Genomic DNA, 21,716 nt, shown 5'->3' with positions numbered 1-21,716 from the left:
GGACAGGTCCGCGTCCAGCGACGCGGAGACGACCTGCTCAAACGCGACGGTCACGGTGCCGGCGGCAGCGGCGCCGCTCACAGTTCGCCGCCGTTCTTGGACGCGTACTCTTCAGCCGACATCAGCGGACCGTCCGATTCGGCGGCGACCTTGAAGAGCCAGCCGGCACCGTACGGGTCGCTGTTGATCAGCGCGGGGTCATCGACGACGGCGGGGTTGATTTCGGTGACTTCGCCGGTGACGGGGGAATACAGGTCCGAGACGGACTTGGTCGACTCAACCTCGCCGCAGGTCTCCCCCGCAGTCACTGCGGAGCCGACCTCGGGCAGGTCCACGTAGACGATGTCGCCCAGGGCGTCCGTGGCCACGGCGGAGATACCGATGGACACGACGTTCCCGGCCTCACGCGCAACCCACTCGTGCTCGTCGGAGTACTGCAGTTCGGCTACAACTTTTGCCATGTGTTTTTCCTAAGTCTTGGAGTGGTCTTGGTGCTAAATCAAATTGTGGCCGGGTTGCGCGGCGGGACTCGCCATCCTCCCCGCCATCTCCCTAACCTCGCAAGCTCGGCCAGGGAACCCTGATGGTGTGGGCCCACGCGTGCTCGGTCGCGAATGCGCCCGAGCACGCAGAGGATGTTGGGTCCGACGGGCCAACGCAAGCCCGGAGCCGGGCACCGCTGAGGCGCCCAGGCCGGAACCGGCCCAGTTGGGCTACTTTTGGCGCTTGTAGAAAGGCAGTGCGACCACTTCGAAGGGCTCGGCCTTGCCGCGGAGATCGATGTCCAGGGCGGTGCCGGGCTCGGTGAATTCGATATCGACGTAGGCCATCGCGACCGGGTAGCCGAGGCTCGGGCTGGGCTGGCCCGAGGTGACTTCGCCCACCACGTTGCCGTCCTTGAGGACCGGGTAGTGGCCGCGGCCGGCCCGGCGTCCGAGGCCCTTGAGCCCCACGAGCTTGCGGCCCGTCGTGGCACCCGCGCCGGCTTCCTTCTTGGCGGCCAGGGCGGCCTTGCCGATGAAGTCGCCTTCCTTGGACAGCGCGACGACGGGGCCCAGGCCGGCGGCGAACGGATCGCCTTCGAGGGAGAGCTCGTTGCCGTAAAGCGGCATGCCGGCCTCGAGGCGGAGCGAATCGCGGGACGCGAGCCCGGCGGGGGTCAGCTCGCCTTCCTCGGCGATGGCGACCAGCGCCTGCCAGAGGGCGGCGGCGTCGTCGTTCGCGACGAAGATCTCGAAGCCGTCCTCACCGGTGTAGCCGGTGCGGGCCAGGAGGAGGTCCTGGCTGGCGCCGCCGAACATGAACGGGACGTCGACGGCGGCGTAGTACTTGAGGCCCGTGACGAGTTCGTGCTGCGCGGCCGGAACCAGGCGCAGCAGGATCTCCTGGGCTTTGGGGCCCTGCACGGCGATCAGCGAGGTCACGGCGGAGGCGTCCTCGACGGTGACGTCGAAGCCCACCTCGTTGCCGGAAGCAGCGCGCTCGGCCAGGGCCGCGGCCACAACCTTGGCGTTGCCCGCGTTGGGGACCACCAGGAACTTCTCGTCGCCGCGGCGGTAGGTGATGAGGTCGTCAATGATGCCACCGTCCTCGTTGCAGATCAGCGAGTACTTGGCCTTGCCAATGGCCATCGCGGAGATCTTGCCCACGAGGGCGTAGTCCAGGAAGGCTGCGGCGTCCGGGCCGGTGACCCAGACTTCACCCATGTGGGAGAGGTCGAACAGGCCCGCAGACTTGCGGACGGCGTGGTGCTCGGCGAGTTCGGAGCTGTACTTCAGCGGCATCTGCCAGCCGCCGAAGTCCGTGAAGGAGGCGCCGAGCTCCTTGTGCTCTTCGTAAAGTGCCGTGTAATTCTCAGTCATCGGTGGCTGTCCTTAGTTGGCGGAGTCGTCGGAGTGGTCCTCGAAGGCTTCGAGGGGAGGGCACGAGCAGATCAGGTTGCGGTCCCCCGCGGCGCCGTCGATCCGGCCGACCGGCGGGAAGTACTTGTCCTGCTTGAGCGTGTGGACCGGGAAGACGGCCTGCTCACGCGGGTACTCGCGGGTCCAGTCGGTGCTGATGACGGCTGCGGCGGTGTGCGGGGCGTTGCGCAGCGGGCTGTGCTCCACGGTGAAGTCGCCGTGGGCCACCTGGTCGATCTCTGCGCGGATGGCAACCATGGCGGTGATGAACCGGTCGATCTCGCCAAGGTCCTCGGATTCGGTGGGCTCCACCATCAGGGTGCCGGCAACCGGGAACGCGAGCGTGGGAGCGTGGAAGCCGTAGTCGATCAGGCGCTTGGCGACGTCCTCGGCGGTCACGCCGGTCTTGGCCGTGAGTTCGCGCAGGTCCAGGATGCACTCGTGGGCCACGAGGCCGCCTTCGCCGGTGTAGAGCACCGGGAAGGAGTCGTTCAGGCGGGCCGCGATGTAGTTCGCCGCGAGCAGGGCCGACTTGGTGGCCTCGGTGAGGCCCCGGCCGCCCATCAGCTTCACGTACGCCCAGGAGATCGGCAGCACACCGGCCGAGCCGTAGCGGGAGGCGGAGATCGGGGTGCCGTCGGCCGGGTCGGCGTTGTTGGCATCGCCGGGCATGAACGGTGCCAGGTGGGCCTTGGCAGCAACCGGGCCGACGCCGGGTCCGCCGCCGCCGTGCGGGATGCAGAAGGTCTTGTGCAGGTTCAGGTGCGAGACGTCGCCGCCGAACATGCCCGGCTGGGCCAGCCCCACGAGGGCGTTGAGGTTGGCGCCGTCGATGTAGACCTGCCCACCGGCCGCATGCACGGAGTCGCAGACCTCGCGGACGTCGGCGTCGTAGACCCCGTGGGTGGACGGGTAGGTGATCATGATCGCCGAGAGGACGTCCTTGTTGGCCTCGATCTTGGCGGCGAGGTCCGTGTGGTCGATCGTGCCGTCCGAAGCCGTGGCCACGACGACCACCTTCATGCCGGCGAGCACGGCGGAGGCGGCGTTGGTGCCGTGGGCCGAGGCCGGGATGAGGCAGACGTTGCGCTGCTCGTCTCCGCGGGAGTGGTGGTAGCCGCGGATGGCCAGCAGGCCGGCGAGCTCGCCCTGGGATCCGGCGTTGGGCTGGATGGAGACCTGGTCGTAGCCCGTGATCTCGGTCAGCTGGGCTTCGAGGTCCTCGATCAGTTCGCGCCAGCCCTCGGTCTGGGAGTCCGGGGCGAAGGGGTGGATGGAGGCGAACTCCGGCCAGGAGATGGCTTCCATCTCGGCCGTGGCGTTCAGCTTCATGGTGCACGAGCCCAGCGGGATCATGGTGCGGTCCAGGGCGAGGTCGCGGTCCGAGAGGCGGCGGATGTAGCGCAGCAACTGGGTTTCGGAACGGTGCGTGTTGAACACCGGGTGCTGGAGGTAGTCGGAGGTGCGCTCCACGGCGGAGTCCAGGCCGAAGCCCTCAGATGTGTCGGTCACCGACGCGCCAAACGCGGCGATGACGTCGGCGACGATAGCCACCGTCGTGGCCTCATCGGCGGAGATGCCGACAGTGTCGGCGTCGATGGCCCGCAGGTTGACGCCCTTGGCGTCGGCGGCCGCGATGATCTCTGCCGCCCGGCCCGGCACGGAGACGGTGATGGTGTCGAAGAATGACGTGTGCAGCACGTCCAGCCCGGCGGCCTTCAGGGAGGCGGCGATGGTCTTGGCGTGGACGTGGACCGACTGGGCGATGGCCTTCAGCCCGTCTGGGCCATGGTAGACGGCGTAGAACGAGGACACGATGGCCAGCAGTGCCTGGGCGGTGCAGATGTTGGACGTGGCCTTCTCGCGGCGGATGTGCTGCTCGCGGGTCTGCAGGGCCAGGCGGTAGGCGGGGACGCCGGCGTTGTCTTTGGAGACACCCACGAGGCGGCCGGGCATGGAGCGCTCCAGCCCCTTCTGCACGGCCATGTAGGCGGCGTGCGGGCCGCCGAAGAACAGCGGCACGCCGAAGCGCTGGGCGGAGCCGACGGCGATATCCGCACCCTGCTCGCCCGGAGGGGTGATCAGGGTCAGGGCCAGGAGGTCCGCGGCCACAGTGACCAGCGCGCCGCGTTCCTTGGCGTCGGCGATCACCGCGGTGTGGTCCAACACGCGGCCGGAGACGCCCGGCTGCTGCAGGACGACGCCGTTGATGACGCCCTCGGGCAGGCCCTTCGAGAGGTCCGCGACCTCGACCTCGAAGCCGAGGGCTTCCGCGCGGCCCTTGACGATCGCGATGGTCTGCGGGAGGCAGTCGGCGTCGAGGACGGTCTTGCCGTCGTGCGCCGTCTTGTTCTTGTTGGCGCGGCGCATCATCAGCACGGCCTCGGCGACGGCGGTGGCTTCGTCCAGCAGCGATGCGTTGGCGATCGGCAGGCCGACGAGGTCCTGGACCATGGTCTGGAAGTTCAGCAGGGCTTCGAGCCGGCCCTGGGAGATTTCCGGCTGGTACGGCGTGTACGCGGTGTACCAGGCCGGGGCTTCGAGGATGTTGCGGCGGATCACCGGCGGGGTGAGCGTGTCGTAGTAGCCCTGCCCGATCATCTGCACGGCGGTCTTGTTCTTCGCTGCGAGCTTGCGCAGCTCGGCGAGGACTTCCACCTCGCTGAGGGCGGCGGCGAGCGCGAGATCGGAGTCCTGACGGATGTCCTTCGGAACGGCGGTGTCCACCAGGGCGTCGACGGTGTCGTAGCCGACAGCCTTCAGCATGGCGTCGACGTCGGCCTGGCGGCGCGCGCCGATGTGCCGGTCAACGAAGGACGTGGAGGCTGGGGTAACAGTCACAAGGAACTCCATAACTCAGGCGGCGCAGGGTACGCCACATTGATTCGGGTTCCTCCCCGCTCTGTATTGGACCTGAGAGTTTCCGCGAAGCCTGCGTTTCAGGGGCTCCGCTTGCACCGTCGGTGAGCACAGCATGTCCGGGACACGCCTGCTACTTTCCAGAGATGCCTTGCCGCGGCGGTACATGGGCCTGAGAGATTCCTGGGGAGGGTTTGCTCCTACGGCGCCTGCTTGTACCTACTTGCAGGACTCTCCCGCCGCAGATCAAAGGCGTATTCAGTTGGGTGATTAATCGTGGGTGACAACAGTCACAGCTCCCATTCTCCTATGCCGGGCGCGCGTCCGCAAACTCCCTGCCAGCCGCCGACCCAGGTTACGGGCGACAAGCCGCCCCCGGGTGCGTCCGCCAACACGAGTTCGCCGGACAGCGGCCAGGTCGCCGCAACTTTGCGGCGAACTCGCACGCTTCCGGCGAGTTCGGCGGGGTGGGCGGGAGCGGGCGGGGTGGGCGGGAGCGTCAGCGGCGCAGCTTCTCGACGGCGGCCAGCAGGCTCTCGACGTCCGCTTCGACCTCCGGAAGCGGCCCGCCGGGGCCCCGGCCCAGCATGGCGTTGAAGTACAGCCCGTCCCCCATGTACAGGACGGCCTTCGCCATGGCGGGTCCGACGTCGGCCGCCAGCAGTTCCAGCCAGCTCGCCTGGGCGGCGGCGAAGCGGCGGAGGGTCTCCCCGTGCGCCACCTCGGCGAGCCGCGTGGCCGCCACGAAGACCCGGTCCATGGGCGTGTCCGCCCACACCGAGGACCTAATGAAGTACGCCGCCGCCCCTTCGGGGGCCGCCGCCATGGCGGCAACATCCGCAGCCAGATGCCGGTCCAGCCGTTCCAGCAGGACCGCGATCATCGCCTCCTTGGTCGGGAAGTGGTAGAGCAGGCCGCCCTTGGAGACGCCGGCCCGGCGCGCGACGGCGTCCAGCGTCGCGGCGCGTTCACCGACTTCGATGAGCAGGGATTCGAAGGCATCGAGGACGGCCTCGCGGGCGACGGGTTTCCTGGGCATGCCTCCCATCATGCCTGCCCAGCCCTTCATTTCTTAACTGTACCGTCCAGACGGTATAGTTATGTCCTATGAGCATTTCATCGATCACCGCAGCCACCAGCATCCCGGCGGCCACCGGCCCCCGGGCACCGTGGCGCGACTGGGTGGCGCTGGCCCTGCTAATGTTCCCCGTCCTGCTCGTGGCCGTGGACAACACCGCCCTGACGTTTGCCCTGCCGGCCATCGCCACCAGCCTGTCCGCTTCCGGCGTCCAGCTGCTCTGGATCGTCGACGCCTATCCCTTGGTCCTGGCCGGACTGCTGGTCGCTATGGGCAGCCTCGGCGACAGGATCGGACGGCGCCGCCTGCTCTTCGTGGGCAGCGCGGGTTTTGCCGCGGTTTCGGCCGCGACGGCGTTCGCACCGAGCGCCGAATGGCTGATCGCCGGCCGTGCCGGGCTTGGCCTGTTCGGCGCCATGCTCATGCCGTCCACTCTTTCCCTGATCCGCAATATCTTTCCGCAGCCCAACCGGCGCAGGCTGGCCGTGGCGATCTGGGCCGCCGGCTTCTCCGGCGGCGCCGCCCTCGGCCCGATTGCCGGCGGCTGGCTGGTGGAACACTTCTGGTGGGGCGCCGTCCTGCTGGTCGCAGTGCCGATCATCCTTCCTCTCCTGGTGCTCGGTCCGGCGCTGATACCGGAATCCCGCGACCCGAACCCCGGCCGCGTGGACGTGCCCAGCATTGTCCTGTCCCTGCTGGTCATGGTGCCGGTCGTCTACGGGATCAAAACCCTCGCCACCCACGGGCCCGCACCAGAGGCCTTCGCGAGCATTGGAGCCGGCCTGCTCATGGGCTACGTGTTCATCCGGCGGCAGCGGGCACTTGCCCGCGGGGAAGGTACGGCGCCGATGCTCGATGTCAGCCTCTTTGGCAACCGGATCTTCAGCACGGCCATCATCGCCAACGTCCTGGCGCTGTTCTCCTTCAACGGCTTCATCCTGTTCCTGGCACAGCACCTGCAGCTGGTCGAGGGCCAGTCCCCCTCGGCTTCCGGAGTCGCCATGGTCCCGGCCCTCATCGCCACTGTCGTGGCGGGGCTGCTCGTGGTCCCGCTGGTGCGCAAGGTGCGGCCAGGCTTTGTTGTGGCCGGCGGGCTGCTGCTGAGCGCGGCGGGCTATTTCCTGGTGGCGTTCGGCGACCACAGCCATGGCCCGTCTCTGCTCCTGGCCGCGCTGCTGGTTCTCTGCCTGGGGGTGGGCGCCGCGGAGACGATTTCCAATGACCTGATCCTGGGTGCGGCGCCTGCCGACAAGTCGGGGGCCGCCGCCGCCATCTCCGAGACCGGCTATGAAGTGGGGTCTCTGCTGGGCACGGCGATCCTCGGCTCGATCCTGACGGCTTCCTATCAGGGCAACCTCCGGCTCCCCGAGGGGGTGTCCGGGCTCGTCCCGGCAGAGGCCACCAGCCAGGCGGGTGAAACCCTCGCCGGCGCGGTGGAGCTCGCCCACATGCTTCCGGCTCCCCTGGCGGAGGCAGTGACGGCTGCCGCGCGCACGGCGTTCGACTCCGGCGTCCACGTCACGGCGTCAATCGCGCTGGTCCTGATGACCGGGGCCTGCGTCCTCGCCGCCATTGTCCTGCGGACGGTGCCGAAGGCCAAATAGCTTGGACAGCAGCGTCCTGCGCCGGAAGAAATCCGGCGCCGGACGCTGCTGGTTTAGGGTCGGACCGGTGGGAGCCGGTCCCTACTTGTCCTCCGGAGTGGTCACGCTGGCGTTTGCCCGCATGGTCTCGGCATTCACCATCCAGGCATACTGCTCAAGCTTGGCAATGAAGGCGTGCAGGAGGTCGGCGGTGGTGGGGTCTTCCTCATCAACTTCATCGTGAACTTTGCGCATCGTGCCGACGGCCGCCTCGAGGGCCGCGACAATCCGTTCGATGGCGTCCTTCGTGTTGATCAGGCCCGCGGGGAACTCGGCGAGTGCGGTGGACTTGGAAACCGTGGAACTGCGGCCGTCCGGCAGGGCGTGGAGGGCGCGCATGCGCTCGGCGAGATCGTCCGCGAACTCCCGGGCGGCGTCGACGATCTCGTCCAGCTGGAGGTGGAGGTCCCGGAAGTTAGTCCCGACGATGTTCCAATGCGCCTGCTTGCCCTGAACGTGGAGTTCGATCAGGTCCACTAGGACCGCCTGCAGGTTGGCCGTCAGTGTAGGTGTCGCTTTCATGCATCCTCCTCAATAGAACCGGTACCGTGCGGGCCGCGCGCACCATTTGCTGGCACCGCGGCCGATGCTTCCGACGCTACCGCAGGGCAGCGACGGGCCGCGACGGTTCGGGGAGGAATTTCTCGGTCAGCTTACTAAGTCGGCTTACTAACCGTTTCGGGAAGCTGAGACTGCCCCGTTCCTATGTTCCGTTAGGCACGGGCGAGGGAGAGATTCTTGACGCTGTCTGCCCCCTCTTCGCGGGACAGCAGGACCTCCCTGCGGGTCTCTTCGGCGCAGCGGACCATCTGGTCAATGCTTTCCTGCGAACAACGCCGACAGGCCTGCGCCGTCGTCGTAGGGGGCGTCAGTCCGGACCACGTTTAGCGGAAAGCCGGGGTGTTCTCCTCCGTACCGTCGGCAGGACCGGCCGCTTCGTTAGGCGCCGTGGTGACGGGCCGGTTCCGCAGGGGCGGCCGACGTGGGCCAGAATCCCCATGCCAAGGCTGTTGCGCGGTATTAGGGTGGGAGCTGACGGGGCCACGCGGCCCGCCCCGTTGGACGCCTGCTCTGTTGCAGTTCGTCCCTTGCAGTTGGTCCATTGCCAGGAAACGACGGCCGTCCGCCTCGTCAGGAAGGCCAGCCATGGTGCCATTTCCCGCTCTGGAGCAGCCGTTGAACCCGTTTCCCCGCTATGAAGCCATGCGGGACAGTGAACCCGTTTTCCAGGATCAGGAGACCGGGGTGTGGCATGTGTTCCGCTACGATGACGTGCAGCGGGTCCTGTCCGAGCACGCCACGTTTTCTTCCCGGATCGGCGGGGACAACCCCTCCGAAACGGGCCAGCTCTTCGCCGCCAGCCTGATCAACACGGACCCGCCCAGGCACCGCCAGTTGCGTTCCCTGGTGTCCCAGGCGTTCACGCCACGGTCAGTGGAAGCGCTCGGCCCGCGCATCTCGGAACTCACCGACGAGTTGCTGGACCCGGTAGTTGCTGCCGGTTCCGCGGACCTGATCGACCAGCTGGCCTATCCGCTGCCGGTCATCGTCATCGCGGAGCTGATGGGCATCCCGGCCGCGGACCGGGACCGGTTCAAGCAGTGGTCCGACGTGATCGTGAGCCAGACCCGCCCCGGCGCCGACGAGTCCGGCCACATGGCCGCACACCGGGAAATGGCGGAGTACTTCATGGGCATGATCGAGCAGCGGCGGCGCCAGCCGGGCCATGACCTCATCAGCGCGCTCCTCGCGGCCGAGATCGACGGGCAGAAGCTCAGCGCCATCGAGCTGCTCGGATTCTGCGCCCTTCTGCTCGTTGCCGGCAACGAGACCACCACGAACCTGATCGGCAATGCGGTGCTGTGCTTCACCGAAGCGCCGGGCACGGCGGAACGCCTCATCGCCGAGCCTGCCCTGCTCCCGCAGGCGATCGAAGAGGTGCTGCGCTACCGCTCCCCCGTCCAGTCCATGTACCGGATCTCCGCCGTCGACACGACCGTGCGGGGCCTGCCGATCCCTGCGGGGTCGCCGATCGTGGCGTGGATCGGCTCGGCGAACCGTGACGCGGAGCAGTTCCCGCACCCTGACGTGTTCGACGTCGGACGCTCACCGAACCGTCACCTCGCCTTCGGCCAGGGCATCCACTTCTGCCTCGGCGCTCCCCTGGCCCGGCTCGAGGCCAGGATCGCGCTGCAGGCCGTGCTCTCCCGGCTGCCCGGCTTGGCCGTGCGACCCGGGGCGCAGCTGGAGCGGATGGAAAGCACGATCGTCTACGGAGTGAAACAGCTTCCCGTGTCCTGGCTGGCTGCCTGACGGCGAGCGCCGCCTCCGTTGCCCTATCAGTTGTGGCTGCTACGGATTGACTTTGCCGTCCGAATGACAGCCGTAACTGATAGGGCAACGCGGGGCGCTAGCGTTTCCACCGGAAGGGTGTGCCTCCGGCCCATTTCGACACCTAGGGGCACCTCGCTCCGAGCGCGTCGAACCACCTAGGAGTCGAACTGCCCAGGAATGGGCTGCTCGCACGCCCAACTGTCCTGTCAGTCGAAAAAGTACGCGGGTTGGCGAGGTGGACAACTGCATCATCGGCAAGAGCGCAGCGCATTGGTCGCAGCGCACGAGATGCCACCAAAGGCCTTGAGTTCGCAAGTCGCGCAACGCGCCGCGTTGCTCTGCCGCCCCGGCCATCACCAGAAGTGCGCCACGTCCACCACTAGCCGTGACCCGGTGCCCGGCCCGGACAGGGACAGGACCCGGAACGGCAGCCGCGCGCGGACCCCCAGGCCCAGGCTGCTGTACCCTTCGAAGCTGCCCGCCCACGCCACCTGCCGGAACGTCTGGTAACCGGTCACGTCCGCCAGTTCGCCCTTGTTCGCCGGGTTGTAGGTGGGATTGCCGGCGTCGTCGTATGCGGGCGCATTGACCGTGAGCTGGATGAAGGCCTGGCCCCGCAGCGGGATCGGCAGGCCGGACCCGTCCTGCACCACCTCGGGCACGTAGCGGACGGCGTAGCCGGCCACGGGGCCGTTGAGGTCGATGACCAGCCGATCAAAACAGTAATGCTGACCGGTCCGCACATTCACCACCTTGGCCTGGCTCATGGCCGGATCCGTTTTGACCAGCGAACCCCAGACCAGGCCGCAGTACGGGTCCGCGGCTGCCGGAGCCGGCGCAAGCACCCCGAGACCGGCGGCCATCAGCACTGCCGCGAGCAAAGCGTGGATCTTCTTCAACTGGGTCTTCTTCAACTGGGTCCTCTTCAACCCCGCCACCCCCTGGTGCTGCCCGAGCCCTTGAGCTGGCCAAACAGTCAGCGCAGGTCAGACGCTTCCAGCGTAGGCGGCCCCGAACCGGCGGGCGAGGTCCTCATCCGTTTCGGCGCCCAACCGTTAAAGTGGCCCGTTGCTGGTCACGGACGGATTGCACGGACACATCCCGCCAGGTTCCTTCACGAACAGATAACGCCGGCAGCCGCGGGCCACGCCAGGAACGGCGAAGCGCCGGCACCCCCGAGGGTCCGGCGCTTCGTGCGGCCTTGGTGTTGCTGAAAAATTCTTAGCCTTCGCAGTCGCGGCAGTACTTCATGCCGTTCTTTTCAAGGGCCACCTGGGACCTGTGCCGGACCAGGAAGCAGGAGGAGCAGGTGAATTCATCGGACTGCTCCGGTACAACAATGACCGTCAGCTCTTCGCCGGACAGGTCCGCACCCGGAAGATCGATGCCTTCAGCGGTGTCGTTCTCGTCGACGTCGATCACAGCAGTCTGCGCGCCGCCGCCGCGGGACGCCTGCAGGGCCTCCAGCGACTCAGCGGGAGACTCTTCTTCTGTCTTACGTGGGGCGTCGTAATCGGTAGCCATATCGGGGTTCACTTTCGTTGCTGCGCAGCGCCATTTCAGGCACCTCAGTGAAGCAGTTTAGGACATTATGCATGGAGTTGAGGAATAGTGTGGCCAATCAGACACAATGAGTCGGACGGGGCGCGGAAGCCCGGGTCGGCGGCCCCGGGACGCCCCGCGTCCGCGGCCCGCGGTGGGCAGTTCAGGCGACCGGCCAGACCACCAGCGTCTGCCACTTCGCCGGGTCGGGCTCGGCACCGGGATCGGTGAGGTAGTACTCCCACATGGCTTCCCCGGGGCTCGCACCGTCCTGCCGCATCCGCGCCATGATCGCGCCGTAGGTCTGCTGCAGTGATTCGTAGGGCCCGATGTGCATCGCCTCGTAGGCCCGGCCTGCGGGGAGTGCCCCGGCGATGACCTCGGTGTCCGCGCCGCTTGGGTTCGTGAAAGGTGCGGCGAGGGGGAACCCCGCCTCCACGTCGACGACGTCGGTCGGTTTGCCCCGGTACAGCGCGAACGGGGGTCCGGCCAATTGGACATGCTGATCCTGCACCGCACCCATGACGGCGCCGAAGGCACGGCCGAAAAAGTCGCGCAGCGCATTCATCGGGACAGTCTCACGCACCACTGCAGTCGGCTGTTCCTTGAGTTGGGCGGGCTTGATGTCCGGAGCCGCCCCGGGGTTCGTTGGAGTCATACGCCCAGACTCTGCCGCGCCCAATCCGCGGTCTAGGGCCTTACGGCCCGCGCCCACGGAGCGGCCTGCGGCGTGTTCGCCCGCACGTCCGGACTCGGCGCACGTACTGCCGCGAATAAATAAATGAACTTTATTCATATTAGGTCTTGCCCGGCGCGACCATCGCCTAAATACTAAATGAACAACGTTCATTTATGTGACGCCCGTCTCACTGGAGTAGCCATGATCGAAATCACGTCCCTCGACACCCCGCCCTCCCTCGCCCGCACCACGTCGTCCCGAAGTGCATCGTCCAGCCGGCCAGCACTGCGGGTCGGCGTCGTACAGCACCGCTGGCATCCTGACGCCGCGGCCCTGCACGCGGAACTGGACGACGGCATCGGGCGGGCCGCCCGGTTGGGAGCCGCCGTCGTCTTCCTGCCCGAGCTCACACTGTCCCGGTACCCCGCGGATACGCTTCCCGAAAACGACACCACCCGGGCCGGGGCCCCGCGCCCGCGGCCCTCGGACATCGCCGAGGACCTGTTCACCGGCCCCACGTTCCGGTTCGCGGCGGACGCGGCCCGCCGGCACGGAATCTGCGTCCACGCTTCGCTGTACCAGAAGGCGGAGAACCCGGACGGTTCCGACGACGGCCTGGGCCTGAACACTGCCATCCTGGTCTCCCCCGAAGGCGAACTGCTGGCACGCACGCACAAGCTGCACATCCCCGTCACAGCCGGCTACTACGAGGACAAATTCTTCCGCCAGGGCCCGGACGGCGACGATGCTTACGAGGTCCATTCCCCCGCCGAGCTCGGCGGCGCACGGTTGGGCATGCCCACCTGCTGGGACGAATGGTTCCCGGAGTTGGCGCGGATTTACTCCCTCGGCGGGGCAGAACTCCTGGTCTACCCCACCGCCATCGGCTCCGAGCCGGACCACCCGGAGTTCGACACCCAGCCGTTGTGGCAACAGGTCATTGTGGGCAACGGCATTGCCAACGGGCTGTTCATGGTGGTCCCCAACCGCTGCGGCAGCGAAGGCACCCTGAACTTCTACGGCTCCTCCTTCATCTCCGATCCCTACGGCCGGATCCTCGCCCAGGCACCACGGGACGAATCCGCGGTGATTGTGGCGGACCTCGACCTCGACCAGCGCCGTGACTGGCTCACGCTCTTTCCCTTCCTGGCCACGCGCCGCCCGGACACCTACGCGCGGCTGACCGAACCGGTACGCGCCGATGCCCCGCTCGGCCTCGACGCCTATGAGCCCACTGCGTATGAGGCCACTGGGCAGAAGGTCACTGCGCAGAAGGTCACGGCATGAGCGCCTGGCGGATGCCGTCCGAAACGGCACCCCAGGACCGTGTCTGGATGGCGTTCCCCACCGGCGGCTACACCCTGGGCGAAACAGAGGCAGAAGCCCACGCCGCCCGCTCCGTCTGGGCCGCCGTCGCGAACGCCGTTGTGGAATTCGAACCGGTCACCATGCTGGTGGCGCCGGCGGATGTGGAGACCGCCGCCCGCTACCTCCACCCGGACATCGAGGTGGTCACCGCCGCCTTGAACGACGCCTGGATGCGGGACATCGGCCCCACGTTCGTCCTGGACGACGGCGGCCGGCTCGGCGCCGTGGACTGGGTGTTCAACGGCTGGGGCGGCCAGGACTGGGCGGCCTGGGACAAGGACTCGCTCGTGGCAGCTGCCGTCGTGGCACGCTCGGGGGCCAGCCACCTCGTCTCGCCCCTGGTGAACGAGGGCGGCGGCATCCACGTCGACGGCGAAGGAACGGTCCTCGTCACCGAGACGGTGCAACTGGATCCGGGCCGGAACCCGGGGCTCAGCAAGGCCGACGTCGAGGCCGAACTGGCCCGGACCCTGGGCACCAGCCACGTGATCTGGCTTCCCCGCGGGCTGACCCGGGATTCGGAACGGTTCGGCACGCGCGGTCACGTCGATATCGTCGCGGCCATCCCGTCTCCGGGCACGTTGCTGGTCCACTCCCAGCAGAACCCGGCACACCCCGACTTCGAGGTCAGCCGCGAAATCATCAGCCACCTCGCCACCACCCGCGACGCGGCCGGCCGCGAATGGACCATCATCGAGGTCCCCGCCCCGGAAACCCTGACCGACGAGGACGGCTTCGTCGACTACAGCTACATCAACCATCTGGTGGTCAATGGCGGCGTCATCGCCTGCACGTTCGGCGACCCGATGGACGAAAAAGCCTTGCGCATCCTCGGCGACGCCTACGCCGGCCGCAAAGTGGTGGGCATCGACGCCCGCCAGCTCTTCGCCCGCGGCGGCGGCATCCACTGCATCACCCAACAGCAACCGTCCGCCTCCCACAAGACAGGTCAGCCATGAGTCAGACAATCGGCCGCGAAGACGGCACCACCACCGCCCACGGCGCAGTCGATCCCGCCGGCTCGAAGCACGGCATCACGGGCAAGGGGCTCAAGGGCGGACAGCTTGGCCTGCTCGCCGTCGTGGTCCTGGGCATCTCCTCCGTGGCGCCCGCCTACAGCCTGACCAGTTCGCTGGGACCGGCCGTCGGCGCCGTGGGCGTGCAGCTGCCGGCGATCTTCATCGTCGCGTTCATCCCCATGATCCTGGTGGCGTTCGCCTACCGCGAGCTCAACGCCGACTCCCCGGACAGCGGCACCACCTTCACGTGGGCCACGAAGGCTTTCGGCCCGTTTGTCGGCTGGATGGGCGGCTGGGGCCTGCTGGCCGCCAACATCATCGTCCTGTCCAACCTGGCCGGCGTCGCGGTGGACTTCTTCTATCTCTTCCTGGCCCAGGTGTTCAACAACCCCGAACTCGCGGACCTGACCTCGAACACGGCCGTGAACATTGTGACGTGCCTGGTGTTCGTGGCACTCGCCGTCTGGGTCAGCTACCGCGGCCTCCACGCCACCAAGCTCGTGCAGTACAGCATGGTCGGCTTCCAGGTGCTGGTCCTGGCCGTCTTCATCATCATGGCGCTTAGCCACGCAGCCTCGGGTGACTCGGGCACCGCGATCGCGTTCAGCTGGGACTGGTTCAACCCGGCGAAAATCGAGAGCTTCGAGCAGTTCACCGCCGGCATGTCACTGGCTGTCTTTGTCTACTGGGGCTGGGACGTCTGCCTCACTGTGAACGAGGAAACCAAGGGAGGCAGGGGCACCGCCGGGCGGGCAGGAACGACGACGGCGGTGGCCGTCCTGGCCCTCTACCTCGCCGTGATCGTGGCCACCATGATGGTGGCCGGCACCGGCGCCGACGGCATTGGTTTGAACAACCCGGACAACCAAGCGAATGTCTTTGCCGCACTGGCCTCCCCCGTCATGGGCCCGCTGGCCATCCTGATGTCCCTGGCCGTGCTCTCCGGCACCGCGTCCTCCCTCCAGTCCACCATGGCCTCCCCCGCCCGGAGCCTGCTGGCGATGGGGCACTACGGGGCACTGCCGCCGCGCTTCGCGTCCGTCAGCAAGCGCTTCGGATCCCCCGGCTACGCCACGGTGGTTGCGGGCCTGCTGTCCGGCGGCTTCTACGCCGTCATGAAGGTGGTCAGCGAAAACGTCCTCAACGACACCATCATGGCCCTTGGCCTGATGATCTGCTTCTACTACGCCCTGACGGCGTTCGCCTGCACGTGGTACTTCCGGCACAGCCTGTTCTCCAGCGTCCGTAACTTCTTCATGCGGCTGCTGTTCCCGGTCCTGGGCGGCCTGGTCCTCACCGTGGTCTTCTTCCAGACCGCCGTGGACAGCTGGGCGCCGGAGTTCGGCAGCGGCTCCGAGGTCTTCGGCGTGGGCCTGGTGTTCATCCTGGGCATTGGCATCCTCGCCCTCGGCGTCGTGGTGATGCTGGTGACCGCGAAGCTGCATCCGGGCTTCTTCCGAGGCGAGACCATCCGGAAGGACACCCCCGCCCTGGTGGTTCCCGAGTAGACGCCAGCGCCAACGGACGGCGCACGGCTTTGCCCCCTGCCGCGGGGCAAAGCCGTGCGTTTGCTGTCGGTGGCGCCTTGCACTTATTGATTGGGACTAAAGGCAAACTTCTTGCTGGGCGGCGCTCACGGGCCGACTTTCAACAGTTCCGGCTCTGGCTCTGCCTCCGCCGCCAAAGTGCCGCTATTGCGTCGACGCAGGCGCTTCTCGACCACGAAACCCGCCAGGCCAAGGATCACGAAAACCACAATCACTGCGTAGTTTTGGTACCAGGGCGCTTCTGGCTGCCGCGGCCATGCGATATTGACGATCTCAAAGCCCAACCACAGCAGCGCGGCCACGTTCACTACTGTTCCAAAAACTCCCAGGCTGAAGGGTCCGGCCTTCCACGCTCCTTTCAGCCGAACCACCAGGGCGGCCAGCACTGGAAAGATGAACGCCACGTAGAAGCCGGCCGTCGCGAACGCAATGAGGGCGCCGTACACCTGTGATGCCGACAGGGCAAGAATAATCATTGAAGCGACCGCAGAGACTATGAGTGCGTTGATGGGCAGCCGGTCGGTCTTGCTGAGGCGCCTCAGACCCTTGGCCGCAGGCAGGGCGTCCAGCCGGGCGAATGCGAAAATTGATCGTGAGACAGCTGCCTGCAGCGCCACTGTCCCTGCGATAAATCCCAGGACGATGGTCACCAGGAGCGGTTTGGTGATTCCCTCGCCAAGATTGGCAGTGAGGGTTGTGGTAATCGGGTCTGGGTCTGCCCCCGACATGGCGGCACCAATATCCGGGTTTGCGAGGAGCAGGGCCAGGCACGAAAACGTGATGACAGATGCCACCGTGACCAGGGACGTCAGTACAGCCCGCGGCACTCTGCGTTCGGGTGACCGGACTTCCTCGGCTATGGCGCCCGCACTCTCAAATCCCACAAACGACCATCCGATAATTGCCACGGCGGCCATGAAAGGCCCAAAGACATACGCGGTGGTGTCGGGCGCGGATCCGAAGGAGTCCAGAATCGTGCTGAGGGAATTTCGGCGATGGAAGATGATCAGTACCAACCCGACCCCCAGGCTGGCGATGACCTCGCACACGATGCTCACAGTCACCAGCAGACTCAGCCATTTCCTGCCGGCGGAGTTGGCAATCGTACTGACCAACAAGATAACGGCGCCCAGCATGATTTTCGTTGTGGTGTCAGGCTGTTCGATGCCGAACAGTGAGGCCAGAAATGTGCCTCCACCGAAGGCTACAGCGGCAACTGTGATGATGAGGGTCCAGATGTAGGCCCATCCTGCGTACCAGCTGTAGGTGTGCCCGAGGAGGGACCTGGACCAAAGGCAGACCCCGCCGGCAACAGGCCAACGCGAAGCGAGCTCGGCAAGTACAGCCGCCACCAGGGCCTGGCCCAAGAGGACAACCAACAGACCCCACCAGAAGGCCGGCCCTGCGGCCATCAGAGCCAACCCAAATACTCCGTACAAGCCGATGATTGGCGACATGAAGGCAAACGCCAAGGAGAAGGAGGACCAGAACCCCATCTCCCGTTTGAGTTGGAGGGATTCAGGATTAGGGGTCTGCGGTGGACCAGGTGCATCCGACAACAGCTGGGACGGGGAGTTCATTGCTATGAGCCTTCTTTCGCTGGGACGGTCTTGGGGGTGAAGCTTCACAACGAGCTGCGGGCGTGGCTGAAGCGCGGCCAAGGGCTTCGCCCTTGGCCTGTTGTGTTTTGGGGTCACCAATGTTCGCCGTGCCGCCGGGCTCAGCAGTCCGCGGCTCAGTAGTCCGGCGTTCAGCAGTCCGGCGTTCAGCAGTCCGGCGTTCAGTAGTCCGGGTACAGCTCCGCGGACGCTGTGACAGGGTTGAGGGGCTCGGCGATCAATGCAGGGTCACCGAGGGCCGCGTCTGCGAGCGCTTCGCATGTCGAGAAGCGGACGTCGCCTCGTTCCAGCGCCGTTTCGATCACGGTCCGCAGGGCCTCCAGCCGTCCTGCCCGTCCCGTGAGGAACGGGTGGCACGTGAGCATGAAGAGCGCGCCATGACGTCGCATTGCGTCGATCTCGTGAATCCACATATCAGCGACCACCAGTGGCGACTGGATGATTTCGCCGATCTTGGGTTCCGGAAGGAAGGCATACTGCTCCCAGTCGTCCAGGCTCCAATGTGGGGGGAGCTCCGCAACTGTCCCCGCCGGGGTTTCAATGAGATACGGGACGTCCGCATCCATCAGGCTGGAATCGTATGTCAGCCCGTACTCAGCCACCAGCGACGGCGTCTGCCACGAGGGCTGCCACAGTGCGGCGCGATGCCCTTTTGGCGAAATGCCGAAGCGCCCGAGTGCGGCAAGCGCCAGATCGAAGTCGGCGCGTTCGTCGTCGAAACTCATGTTCACCGCGGTGCGGTGAGTGTGCGAGTGGTGCGCGATCTCGTGTCCCGATTCCAGGACTTGTTCAACCATGTGGGGATATCGTTCCGCGGTGACTCCTGGAATGAAGAACGTCGCCGGCTGCTGTACATCCTTCAACATTTGGAGAATCCGAGGAACGCCCACCTTGGGTCCGAACGCCTGGTGAGTCATCGCCATCGCATTGTCGGCGTAGCGGCGGCCGGCGGCCAGGATGGGGGACTCGGCGTCGACGTCGAACGTCAACGCCGCAACGCATGCCGCCCCCTGCCTCCAGGCGCTCTTATCGACGTCAGAAGTCATGGCCCGAGAGCCAGTCTGCGTAATCGCCGAGGGCCCGCTGCAGGGGCCAGGCCGATTCGTAGCCTAGATCCCTGGCCGCGGAAGCGATGCTGAAATGGCCCTGCAAGTCCAGGGTTGGATCCGTCCCTGGCCCGATCTCCACGGTGGCGTCCGGGAATGCGATTCGAACTTCTTTGACTACGTCGCTGAGGGTCCAGTACTCGCTGCCGGAGATGTTGTACGCCAGAGGCCTGGCCGAGGCCGTTTCCGGTGCCTGGACTGCCGCAAGTACGGCAAGAGCGACGTCGCGGACGTAGACCAGGTTGTACCGGTGGTCGGCCCCGTGGTCCTGTGAGAACGAACCGTCGCGGACCACGCCGCGCATAATGTCCCGCATGACCTCATCCATTCGGTTGCCGGGTCCGTAGACCTGGCCGATGCGCAGGGAGATGACGTCGATTCCATACCTGTCGCCGTAGACCTGTCCGAGCCATTCCCCGGTGACCTTCGTCACGGCGTACGGCGTCGTCGGATTTACGGGCTCCGATTCGAGAACCACAGGTGCTGAGGTCTTTCCGTACACGCACTCGGACGAGAAGAAGATGATCCGTTTGACGCCGTGGAGTCGAGCCGCCTCGAAAACCGCTACCGTTCCCTCGACGTTGGCAGCAAAGGTTGCCAGGGGAAAGCTCAAGGAATAGGTCGGGTGGGAGATGGCTGCGGTGTGGACGATGGTATCCACGTCGTGTTCCTTGAATACCTCGAGGAGGCGGGGGATATCGAACAGCTCGCCCTGAACGGACACGACGTCGGGGCGTGGCGCCTCGAGGAAGTCCCGGTTGTAGCTGACCGTCTGATGGCCGGCGTCGGCAAGTTCGTTGACTATGTGGCGTCCCGTGAATCCGGCACCACCTGTGACCAGGACAGAGCTCATGTGATTTTGCCTTTCAGTACGAGAGTTAGGTGTGGGATTCAATGTCCGAGCGGGAACGTCGTGGTTCGACCACCGTCGACAACAAGGTTTGTTCCCGTGACATATGAGGATTCAGGGCCCAACAGCCACAGCGCCGCCGCAGCAATCTCCTCGGCCAAGGCGAATCGGCCAAGCGGTACGGACGCTTCGTCCCTGGCGCGTTCTTCTTCGTTCGCGAACTCGGCCGCAAGCATCGGAGTATCTGTCGTCCCCGGCGACAGGGCGTTGACCCGGACGCCGGCAGGTGCGAGTTCGGCGGCCAGTGACCGCATCATCGACAGGACACCGCCCTTGGTCGCGGTGTATGCGGTGTAGCCAGCCTGGCCGACGAGTGATAGCTCGCTGGCGGTGCAGACGAGCGATCCACCGCCGTTGGCTGAGAGCGTTCGCGCCGCTGCCCTGGCGAAGTGGAATGTGCCGGTCAAGTTCACCCGGACCAGTCTCTGCCACAGCTCGTCGGACGTTTCGGCGATGGGCGCAACACTGGAGATTCCTGCGGAGTTGAACGCTCCGCTCAGTGGTCCGAGTTCAGCTTCCGCCTGGGCGAAGGCGCTATCGACCTGTTGGGACTCAGAGACGTCGGCCTCAAGGAAGATCACAGCGCCCGAGAGTTGGCGTTTTGCGTCTTCAAGCAGACGGTCCGGGAGCCCAACCGCCGCAACCTTTGCCCCCTGCGCCAGAAGCGCCCGAGTGGTCGCGAGACCGATGCCGGAGCTGGCTCCGGTGACAAGGTAGGCCTTGTCCTGAAAATGGCTCATGTCTTCTCTTCCCCATTGGTTGTGGCAGGGCGGGCGCAGCCTAGAAGGCTGATTTAGCCAACGAGCGCACGGGTGTGGTCGTTAAGGAACATGCCGCGGGGGTCGAACTCCCGGCGTATCTTGATGAAGGTGTCCAACTCCGGGTAGAGACGCTCCAGGCGGCTCCGCGTCATGAAATGGATCTTGCCCCAGTGTGCCCGTGGCTCGAATTCCTGCAGCACCGCATCCGCATCCCGGAAGAAGGGCCAGTAGTCGGTCCCCGGTTCGGTGGTCAGGGTGATGACGGTGGTGTCGCGGCCTTGGAACTGGGACATGTAACCTTCGTCGGCTTTCACCCAGCGGACCTCAACGGGGTACTTCTGGTCGGAGTGCTTGGTGCGGATCAGGTCCTGGACAGCCTCGACGGCCTCCAAGCCATGTTCGCTGGGAACGAAGTACTCGAGTTCATGGAACGGTGTGGTGAATCCGCCCGGGTAGATGCGGTACGACCGGTCCAGCCGGGCACCCTCCGTGCGGGAAATTTCACGCTCGTCCTTGACCTGGGCGATGTTGTACCGCTTGGTGTAGCTGCGGTTCGCCATGCCCTGGCCAGGCGAACCGGGCAGGTCCAGGAGTTCGCATGAATCGTCGTCCGGGCACCAGAGGAAGGAGTAGTGCCGGTTCCCGTCGATGTCGGCCTGCCAGGTTGCCGCGGTCTCCGCCCACGTGGGATAGGTAATCTCCTCCTGCAGGTAATAGCGGTCCTCGACCGCCAGTTCTACCTCGAGGAAAATCCCGAGCGTCCCCAAGGCGACCTGGGCGGCCCTGAGTTCGCGGAGCTGGCCTTCACCGATTTCGACGATTTCGCCGTAGCCGTTGATCAGTCTGACCCAACGCAGGGCTGATGAGAAGCTGCCCAGGTTTTTTCCGGAGCCGTGGGTGCTGGTCGCGAGTGCCCCGGCGATCTGCTGCTTGTCGATGTCGCCCTGGTTGCCCAGTGCCAGCCCCTGCTCCCACAGCGGATCGCCAAAGGCGTTGATGGTGGTGCCGGCCAGGGCCCGCGCACGGCGCCGCATGAGGTCGGTTCCGGTGATGGCCGAGAGTGCGGACATGTCCATCAGGACGCCGCCCGTCTGGACCAGCGGTGAGGACGAATGCCCTGAGCCGACTGCGCGCACGGGCAGGCCTTCGCGGATGGCGAACCGGACGGCGTCGAGCGCTTCCTGTTCGTTCCGCGGCCGGACGGTGAAGGCCGGCGTGGCGCTCTGGTTTCCGCCCCAGTTGGTCCACGTTACGTCTGTTCCGAAGGGAGCGGACGGGGTTGCGGCGCGCGCCGACGACGCCGAGTGGGGATGATTCATGGTGGTCATAGCTGAGCTCCGTTCCTGGTCC

The 21,716-nt window shown here is 66.2% G+C and carries 18 protein-coding genes and 2 riboswitches; of the genes, 5 read left to right on the top strand and 13 right to left on the bottom strand.

Translation table 11 applies throughout. The annotated features are described in order from the left end of the window. Positions 1-77: 77 nt before the first annotated feature. The 4 genes from gcvH to AC1DR1_RS21035 all read right to left on the bottom strand — a co-directional run bounded on the left by gcvH (position 78) and on the right by AC1DR1_RS21035 (position 5,799). Positions 78-461: a glycine cleavage system protein GcvH gene (gcvH, locus tag AC1DR1_RS21050; RefSeq protein ID WP_476993247.1), complete on the bottom strand. Its 384-nt coding sequence runs from the start codon at positions 459-461 to the stop codon at positions 78-80. A gap of 252 nt (positions 462-713) precedes the next feature. After that, entirely contained in the window at positions 714-1,862 is a 1,149-nt protein-coding gene (gene gcvT / locus AC1DR1_RS21045) for a glycine cleavage system aminomethyltransferase GcvT (protein WP_476993246.1), read from the bottom strand. 12 nt (positions 1,863-1,874) lie between these two features. Then, positions 1,875-4,754 carry an aminomethyl-transferring glycine dehydrogenase gene (gcvP, locus tag AC1DR1_RS21040; RefSeq protein ID WP_364746268.1) on the bottom strand — a complete coding sequence of 960 codons (2,880 nt, stop codon included), beginning with the start codon at positions 4,752-4,754 and terminating at the stop codon, positions 1,875-1,877. A gap of 39 nt (positions 4,755-4,793) precedes the next feature. Further along, positions 4,794-4,909: riboswitch (glycine riboswitch) on the bottom strand. A gap of 1 nt (position 4,910) precedes the next feature. Beyond that, positions 4,911-5,009: riboswitch (glycine riboswitch) on the bottom strand. 250 nt (positions 5,010-5,259) lie between these two features. Beyond that, positions 5,260-5,799: a TetR/AcrR family transcriptional regulator gene (locus AC1DR1_RS21035; RefSeq protein ID WP_364746287.1), complete on the bottom strand. Its 540-nt coding sequence runs from the start codon at positions 5,797-5,799 to the stop codon at positions 5,260-5,262. Between the two features lie 68 nt (positions 5,800-5,867). On the opposite strand from AC1DR1_RS21035, the gene AC1DR1_RS21030 reads away from it, so the two are divergent. After that, positions 5,868-7,442, top strand: coding sequence for an MFS transporter (locus tag AC1DR1_RS21030; RefSeq protein ID WP_229996043.1), 1,575 nt, complete (start codon positions 5,868-5,870; stop codon positions 7,440-7,442). 81 nt (positions 7,443-7,523) lie between these two features. On the opposite strand, the gene AC1DR1_RS21025 is transcribed toward AC1DR1_RS21030, so the two are convergent. Next, positions 7,524-8,003 carry a Dps family protein gene (locus AC1DR1_RS21025; RefSeq protein ID WP_229996044.1) on the bottom strand — a complete coding sequence of 160 codons (480 nt, stop codon included), beginning with the start codon at positions 8,001-8,003 and terminating at the stop codon, positions 7,524-7,526. Between the two features lie 624 nt (positions 8,004-8,627). Between AC1DR1_RS21025 and AC1DR1_RS21020 the strand changes: the two genes are divergently transcribed. Next, positions 8,628-9,794 (top strand): cytochrome P450, encoded by a 1,167-nt coding sequence (locus tag AC1DR1_RS21020; protein ID WP_229996045.1) that lies wholly within the window; start codon positions 8,628-8,630, stop codon positions 9,792-9,794. Between the two features lie 374 nt (positions 9,795-10,168). Here the strand turns inward: AC1DR1_RS21020 and AC1DR1_RS21015 are convergent, their stop codons facing one another. From AC1DR1_RS21015 to AC1DR1_RS21005, 3 genes are all read right to left on the bottom strand, one after another. After that, entirely contained in the window at positions 10,169-10,714 is a 546-nt protein-coding gene (locus AC1DR1_RS21015; RefSeq protein ID WP_476967684.1) for an AMIN-like domain-containing (lipo)protein, read from the bottom strand. A 322-nt stretch (positions 10,715-11,036) separates the two neighbouring features. After that, positions 11,037-11,339, bottom strand: a complete 303-nt coding sequence (locus tag AC1DR1_RS21010; protein ID WP_018775830.1) for a DUF4193 domain-containing protein — start codon at positions 11,337-11,339, stop codon at positions 11,037-11,039. Positions 11,340-11,520: 181 nt separating this feature from the next. Continuing rightward, positions 11,521-12,015, bottom strand: a complete 495-nt coding sequence (locus tag AC1DR1_RS21005; RefSeq protein WP_364746263.1) for a GyrI-like domain-containing protein — start codon at positions 12,013-12,015, stop codon at positions 11,521-11,523. Between the two features lie 222 nt (positions 12,016-12,237). On the opposite strand from AC1DR1_RS21005, the gene AC1DR1_RS21000 reads away from it, so the two are divergent. Genes AC1DR1_RS21000 through AC1DR1_RS20990 form a run of 3 tightly spaced genes read left to right on the top strand, consistent with a single transcriptional unit; the run spans position 12,238 to position 15,931 of the window. Further along, positions 12,238-13,323 carry a nitrilase-related carbon-nitrogen hydrolase gene (locus tag AC1DR1_RS21000; RefSeq protein ID WP_476993245.1) on the top strand — a complete coding sequence of 362 codons (1,086 nt, stop codon included), beginning with the start codon at positions 12,238-12,240 and terminating at the stop codon, positions 13,321-13,323. Next, entirely contained in the window at positions 13,320-14,363 is a 1,044-nt protein-coding gene (locus AC1DR1_RS20995) for an agmatine deiminase family protein (RefSeq protein WP_476993244.1), read from the top strand. Before AC1DR1_RS21000 ends, AC1DR1_RS20995 begins: the two co-directional genes overlap by 4 nt. After that, complete coding sequence (locus tag AC1DR1_RS20990) at positions 14,360-15,931, top strand: APC family permease (protein ID WP_229995861.1); 1,572 nt, start codon at positions 14,360-14,362, stop codon at positions 15,929-15,931. Before AC1DR1_RS20995 ends, AC1DR1_RS20990 begins: the two co-directional genes overlap by 4 nt. Before the next feature lie 125 nt (positions 15,932-16,056). On the opposite strand, the gene AC1DR1_RS20985 is transcribed toward AC1DR1_RS20990, so the two are convergent. From AC1DR1_RS20985 to AC1DR1_RS20965, 5 genes are all read right to left on the bottom strand, one after another. Then, positions 16,057-17,631: an APC family permease gene (locus AC1DR1_RS20985; RefSeq protein WP_476993243.1), complete on the bottom strand. Its 1,575-nt coding sequence runs from the start codon at positions 17,629-17,631 to the stop codon at positions 16,057-16,059. Between the two features lie 119 nt (positions 17,632-17,750). Then, positions 17,751-18,635, bottom strand: coding sequence for a polysaccharide deacetylase family protein (locus AC1DR1_RS20980; RefSeq protein ID WP_229995859.1), 885 nt, complete (start codon positions 18,633-18,635; stop codon positions 17,751-17,753). After that, on the bottom strand, positions 18,625-19,548 hold the full coding sequence (locus AC1DR1_RS20975) for an NAD-dependent epimerase/dehydratase family protein (protein WP_229995858.1): 924 nt from the start codon (positions 19,546-19,548) through the stop codon (positions 18,625-18,627). Before AC1DR1_RS20975 ends, AC1DR1_RS20980 begins: the two co-directional genes overlap by 11 nt. 38 nt (positions 19,549-19,586) lie before the next feature. Continuing rightward, complete coding sequence (locus AC1DR1_RS20970; protein ID WP_229995857.1) at positions 19,587-20,345, bottom strand: SDR family NAD(P)-dependent oxidoreductase; 759 nt, start codon at positions 20,343-20,345, stop codon at positions 19,587-19,589. Positions 20,346-20,398: 53 nt separating this feature from the next. Next, on the bottom strand, positions 20,399-21,685 hold the full coding sequence (locus AC1DR1_RS20965) for a D-arabinono-1,4-lactone oxidase (protein WP_476993248.1): 1,287 nt from the start codon (positions 21,683-21,685) through the stop codon (positions 20,399-20,401). Positions 21,686-21,716: the final 31 nt, after the last annotated feature.

The organism is Arthrobacter sp. P4_F10, assembly GCF_056401435.1.
This window is presented reverse-complemented; position numbering and strand designations above follow the sequence as displayed.

Coding starts and splice junctions, on each gene's coding strand:
- gcvH (WP_476993247.1), bottom strand. CDS start 461: ATGGCAAAAGTTGTAGCCGAACTGCAGTACTCCGACGAGCACGAGTGG.
- gcvT (WP_476993246.1), bottom strand. CDS start 1,862: ATGACTGAGAATTACACGGCACTTTACGAAGAGCACAAGGAGCTCGGC.
- gcvP (WP_364746268.1), bottom strand. CDS start 4,754: ATGGAGTTCCTTGTGACTGTTACCCCAGCCTCCACGTCCTTCGTTGAC.
- AC1DR1_RS21035 (WP_364746287.1), bottom strand. CDS start 5,799: ATGCCCAGGAAACCCGTCGCCCGCGAGGCCGTCCTCGATGCCTTCGAA.
- AC1DR1_RS21030 (WP_229996043.1), top strand. CDS start 5,868: ATGAGCATTTCATCGATCACCGCAGCCACCAGCATCCCGGCGGCCACC.
- AC1DR1_RS21025 (WP_229996044.1), bottom strand. CDS start 8,003: ATGAAAGCGACACCTACACTGACGGCCAACCTGCAGGCGGTCCTAGTG.
- AC1DR1_RS21020 (WP_229996045.1), top strand. CDS start 8,628: ATGGTGCCATTTCCCGCTCTGGAGCAGCCGTTGAACCCGTTTCCCCGC.
- AC1DR1_RS21010 (WP_018775830.1), bottom strand. CDS start 11,339: ATGGCTACCGATTACGACGCCCCACGTAAGACAGAAGAAGAGTCTCCC.
- AC1DR1_RS21005 (WP_364746263.1), bottom strand. CDS start 12,015: ATGACTCCAACGAACCCCGGGGCGGCTCCGGACATCAAGCCCGCCCAA.
- AC1DR1_RS21000 (WP_476993245.1), top strand. CDS start 12,238: ATGATCGAAATCACGTCCCTCGACACCCCGCCCTCCCTCGCCCGCACC.
- AC1DR1_RS20995 (WP_476993244.1), top strand. CDS start 13,320: ATGAGCGCCTGGCGGATGCCGTCCGAAACGGCACCCCAGGACCGTGTC.
- AC1DR1_RS20990 (WP_229995861.1), top strand. CDS start 14,360: ATGAGTCAGACAATCGGCCGCGAAGACGGCACCACCACCGCCCACGGC.
- AC1DR1_RS20980 (WP_229995859.1), bottom strand. CDS start 18,635: ATGACTTCTGACGTCGATAAGAGCGCCTGGAGGCAGGGGGCGGCATGC.
- AC1DR1_RS20975 (WP_229995858.1), bottom strand. CDS start 19,548: ATGAGCTCTGTCCTGGTCACAGGTGGTGCCGGATTCACGGGACGCCAC.
- AC1DR1_RS20970 (WP_229995857.1), bottom strand. CDS start 20,345: ATGAGCCATTTTCAGGACAAGGCCTACCTTGTCACCGGAGCCAGCTCC.
- AC1DR1_RS20965 (WP_476993248.1), bottom strand. CDS start 21,685: ATGAATCATCCCCACTCGGCGTCGTCGGCGCGCGCCGCAACCCCGTCC.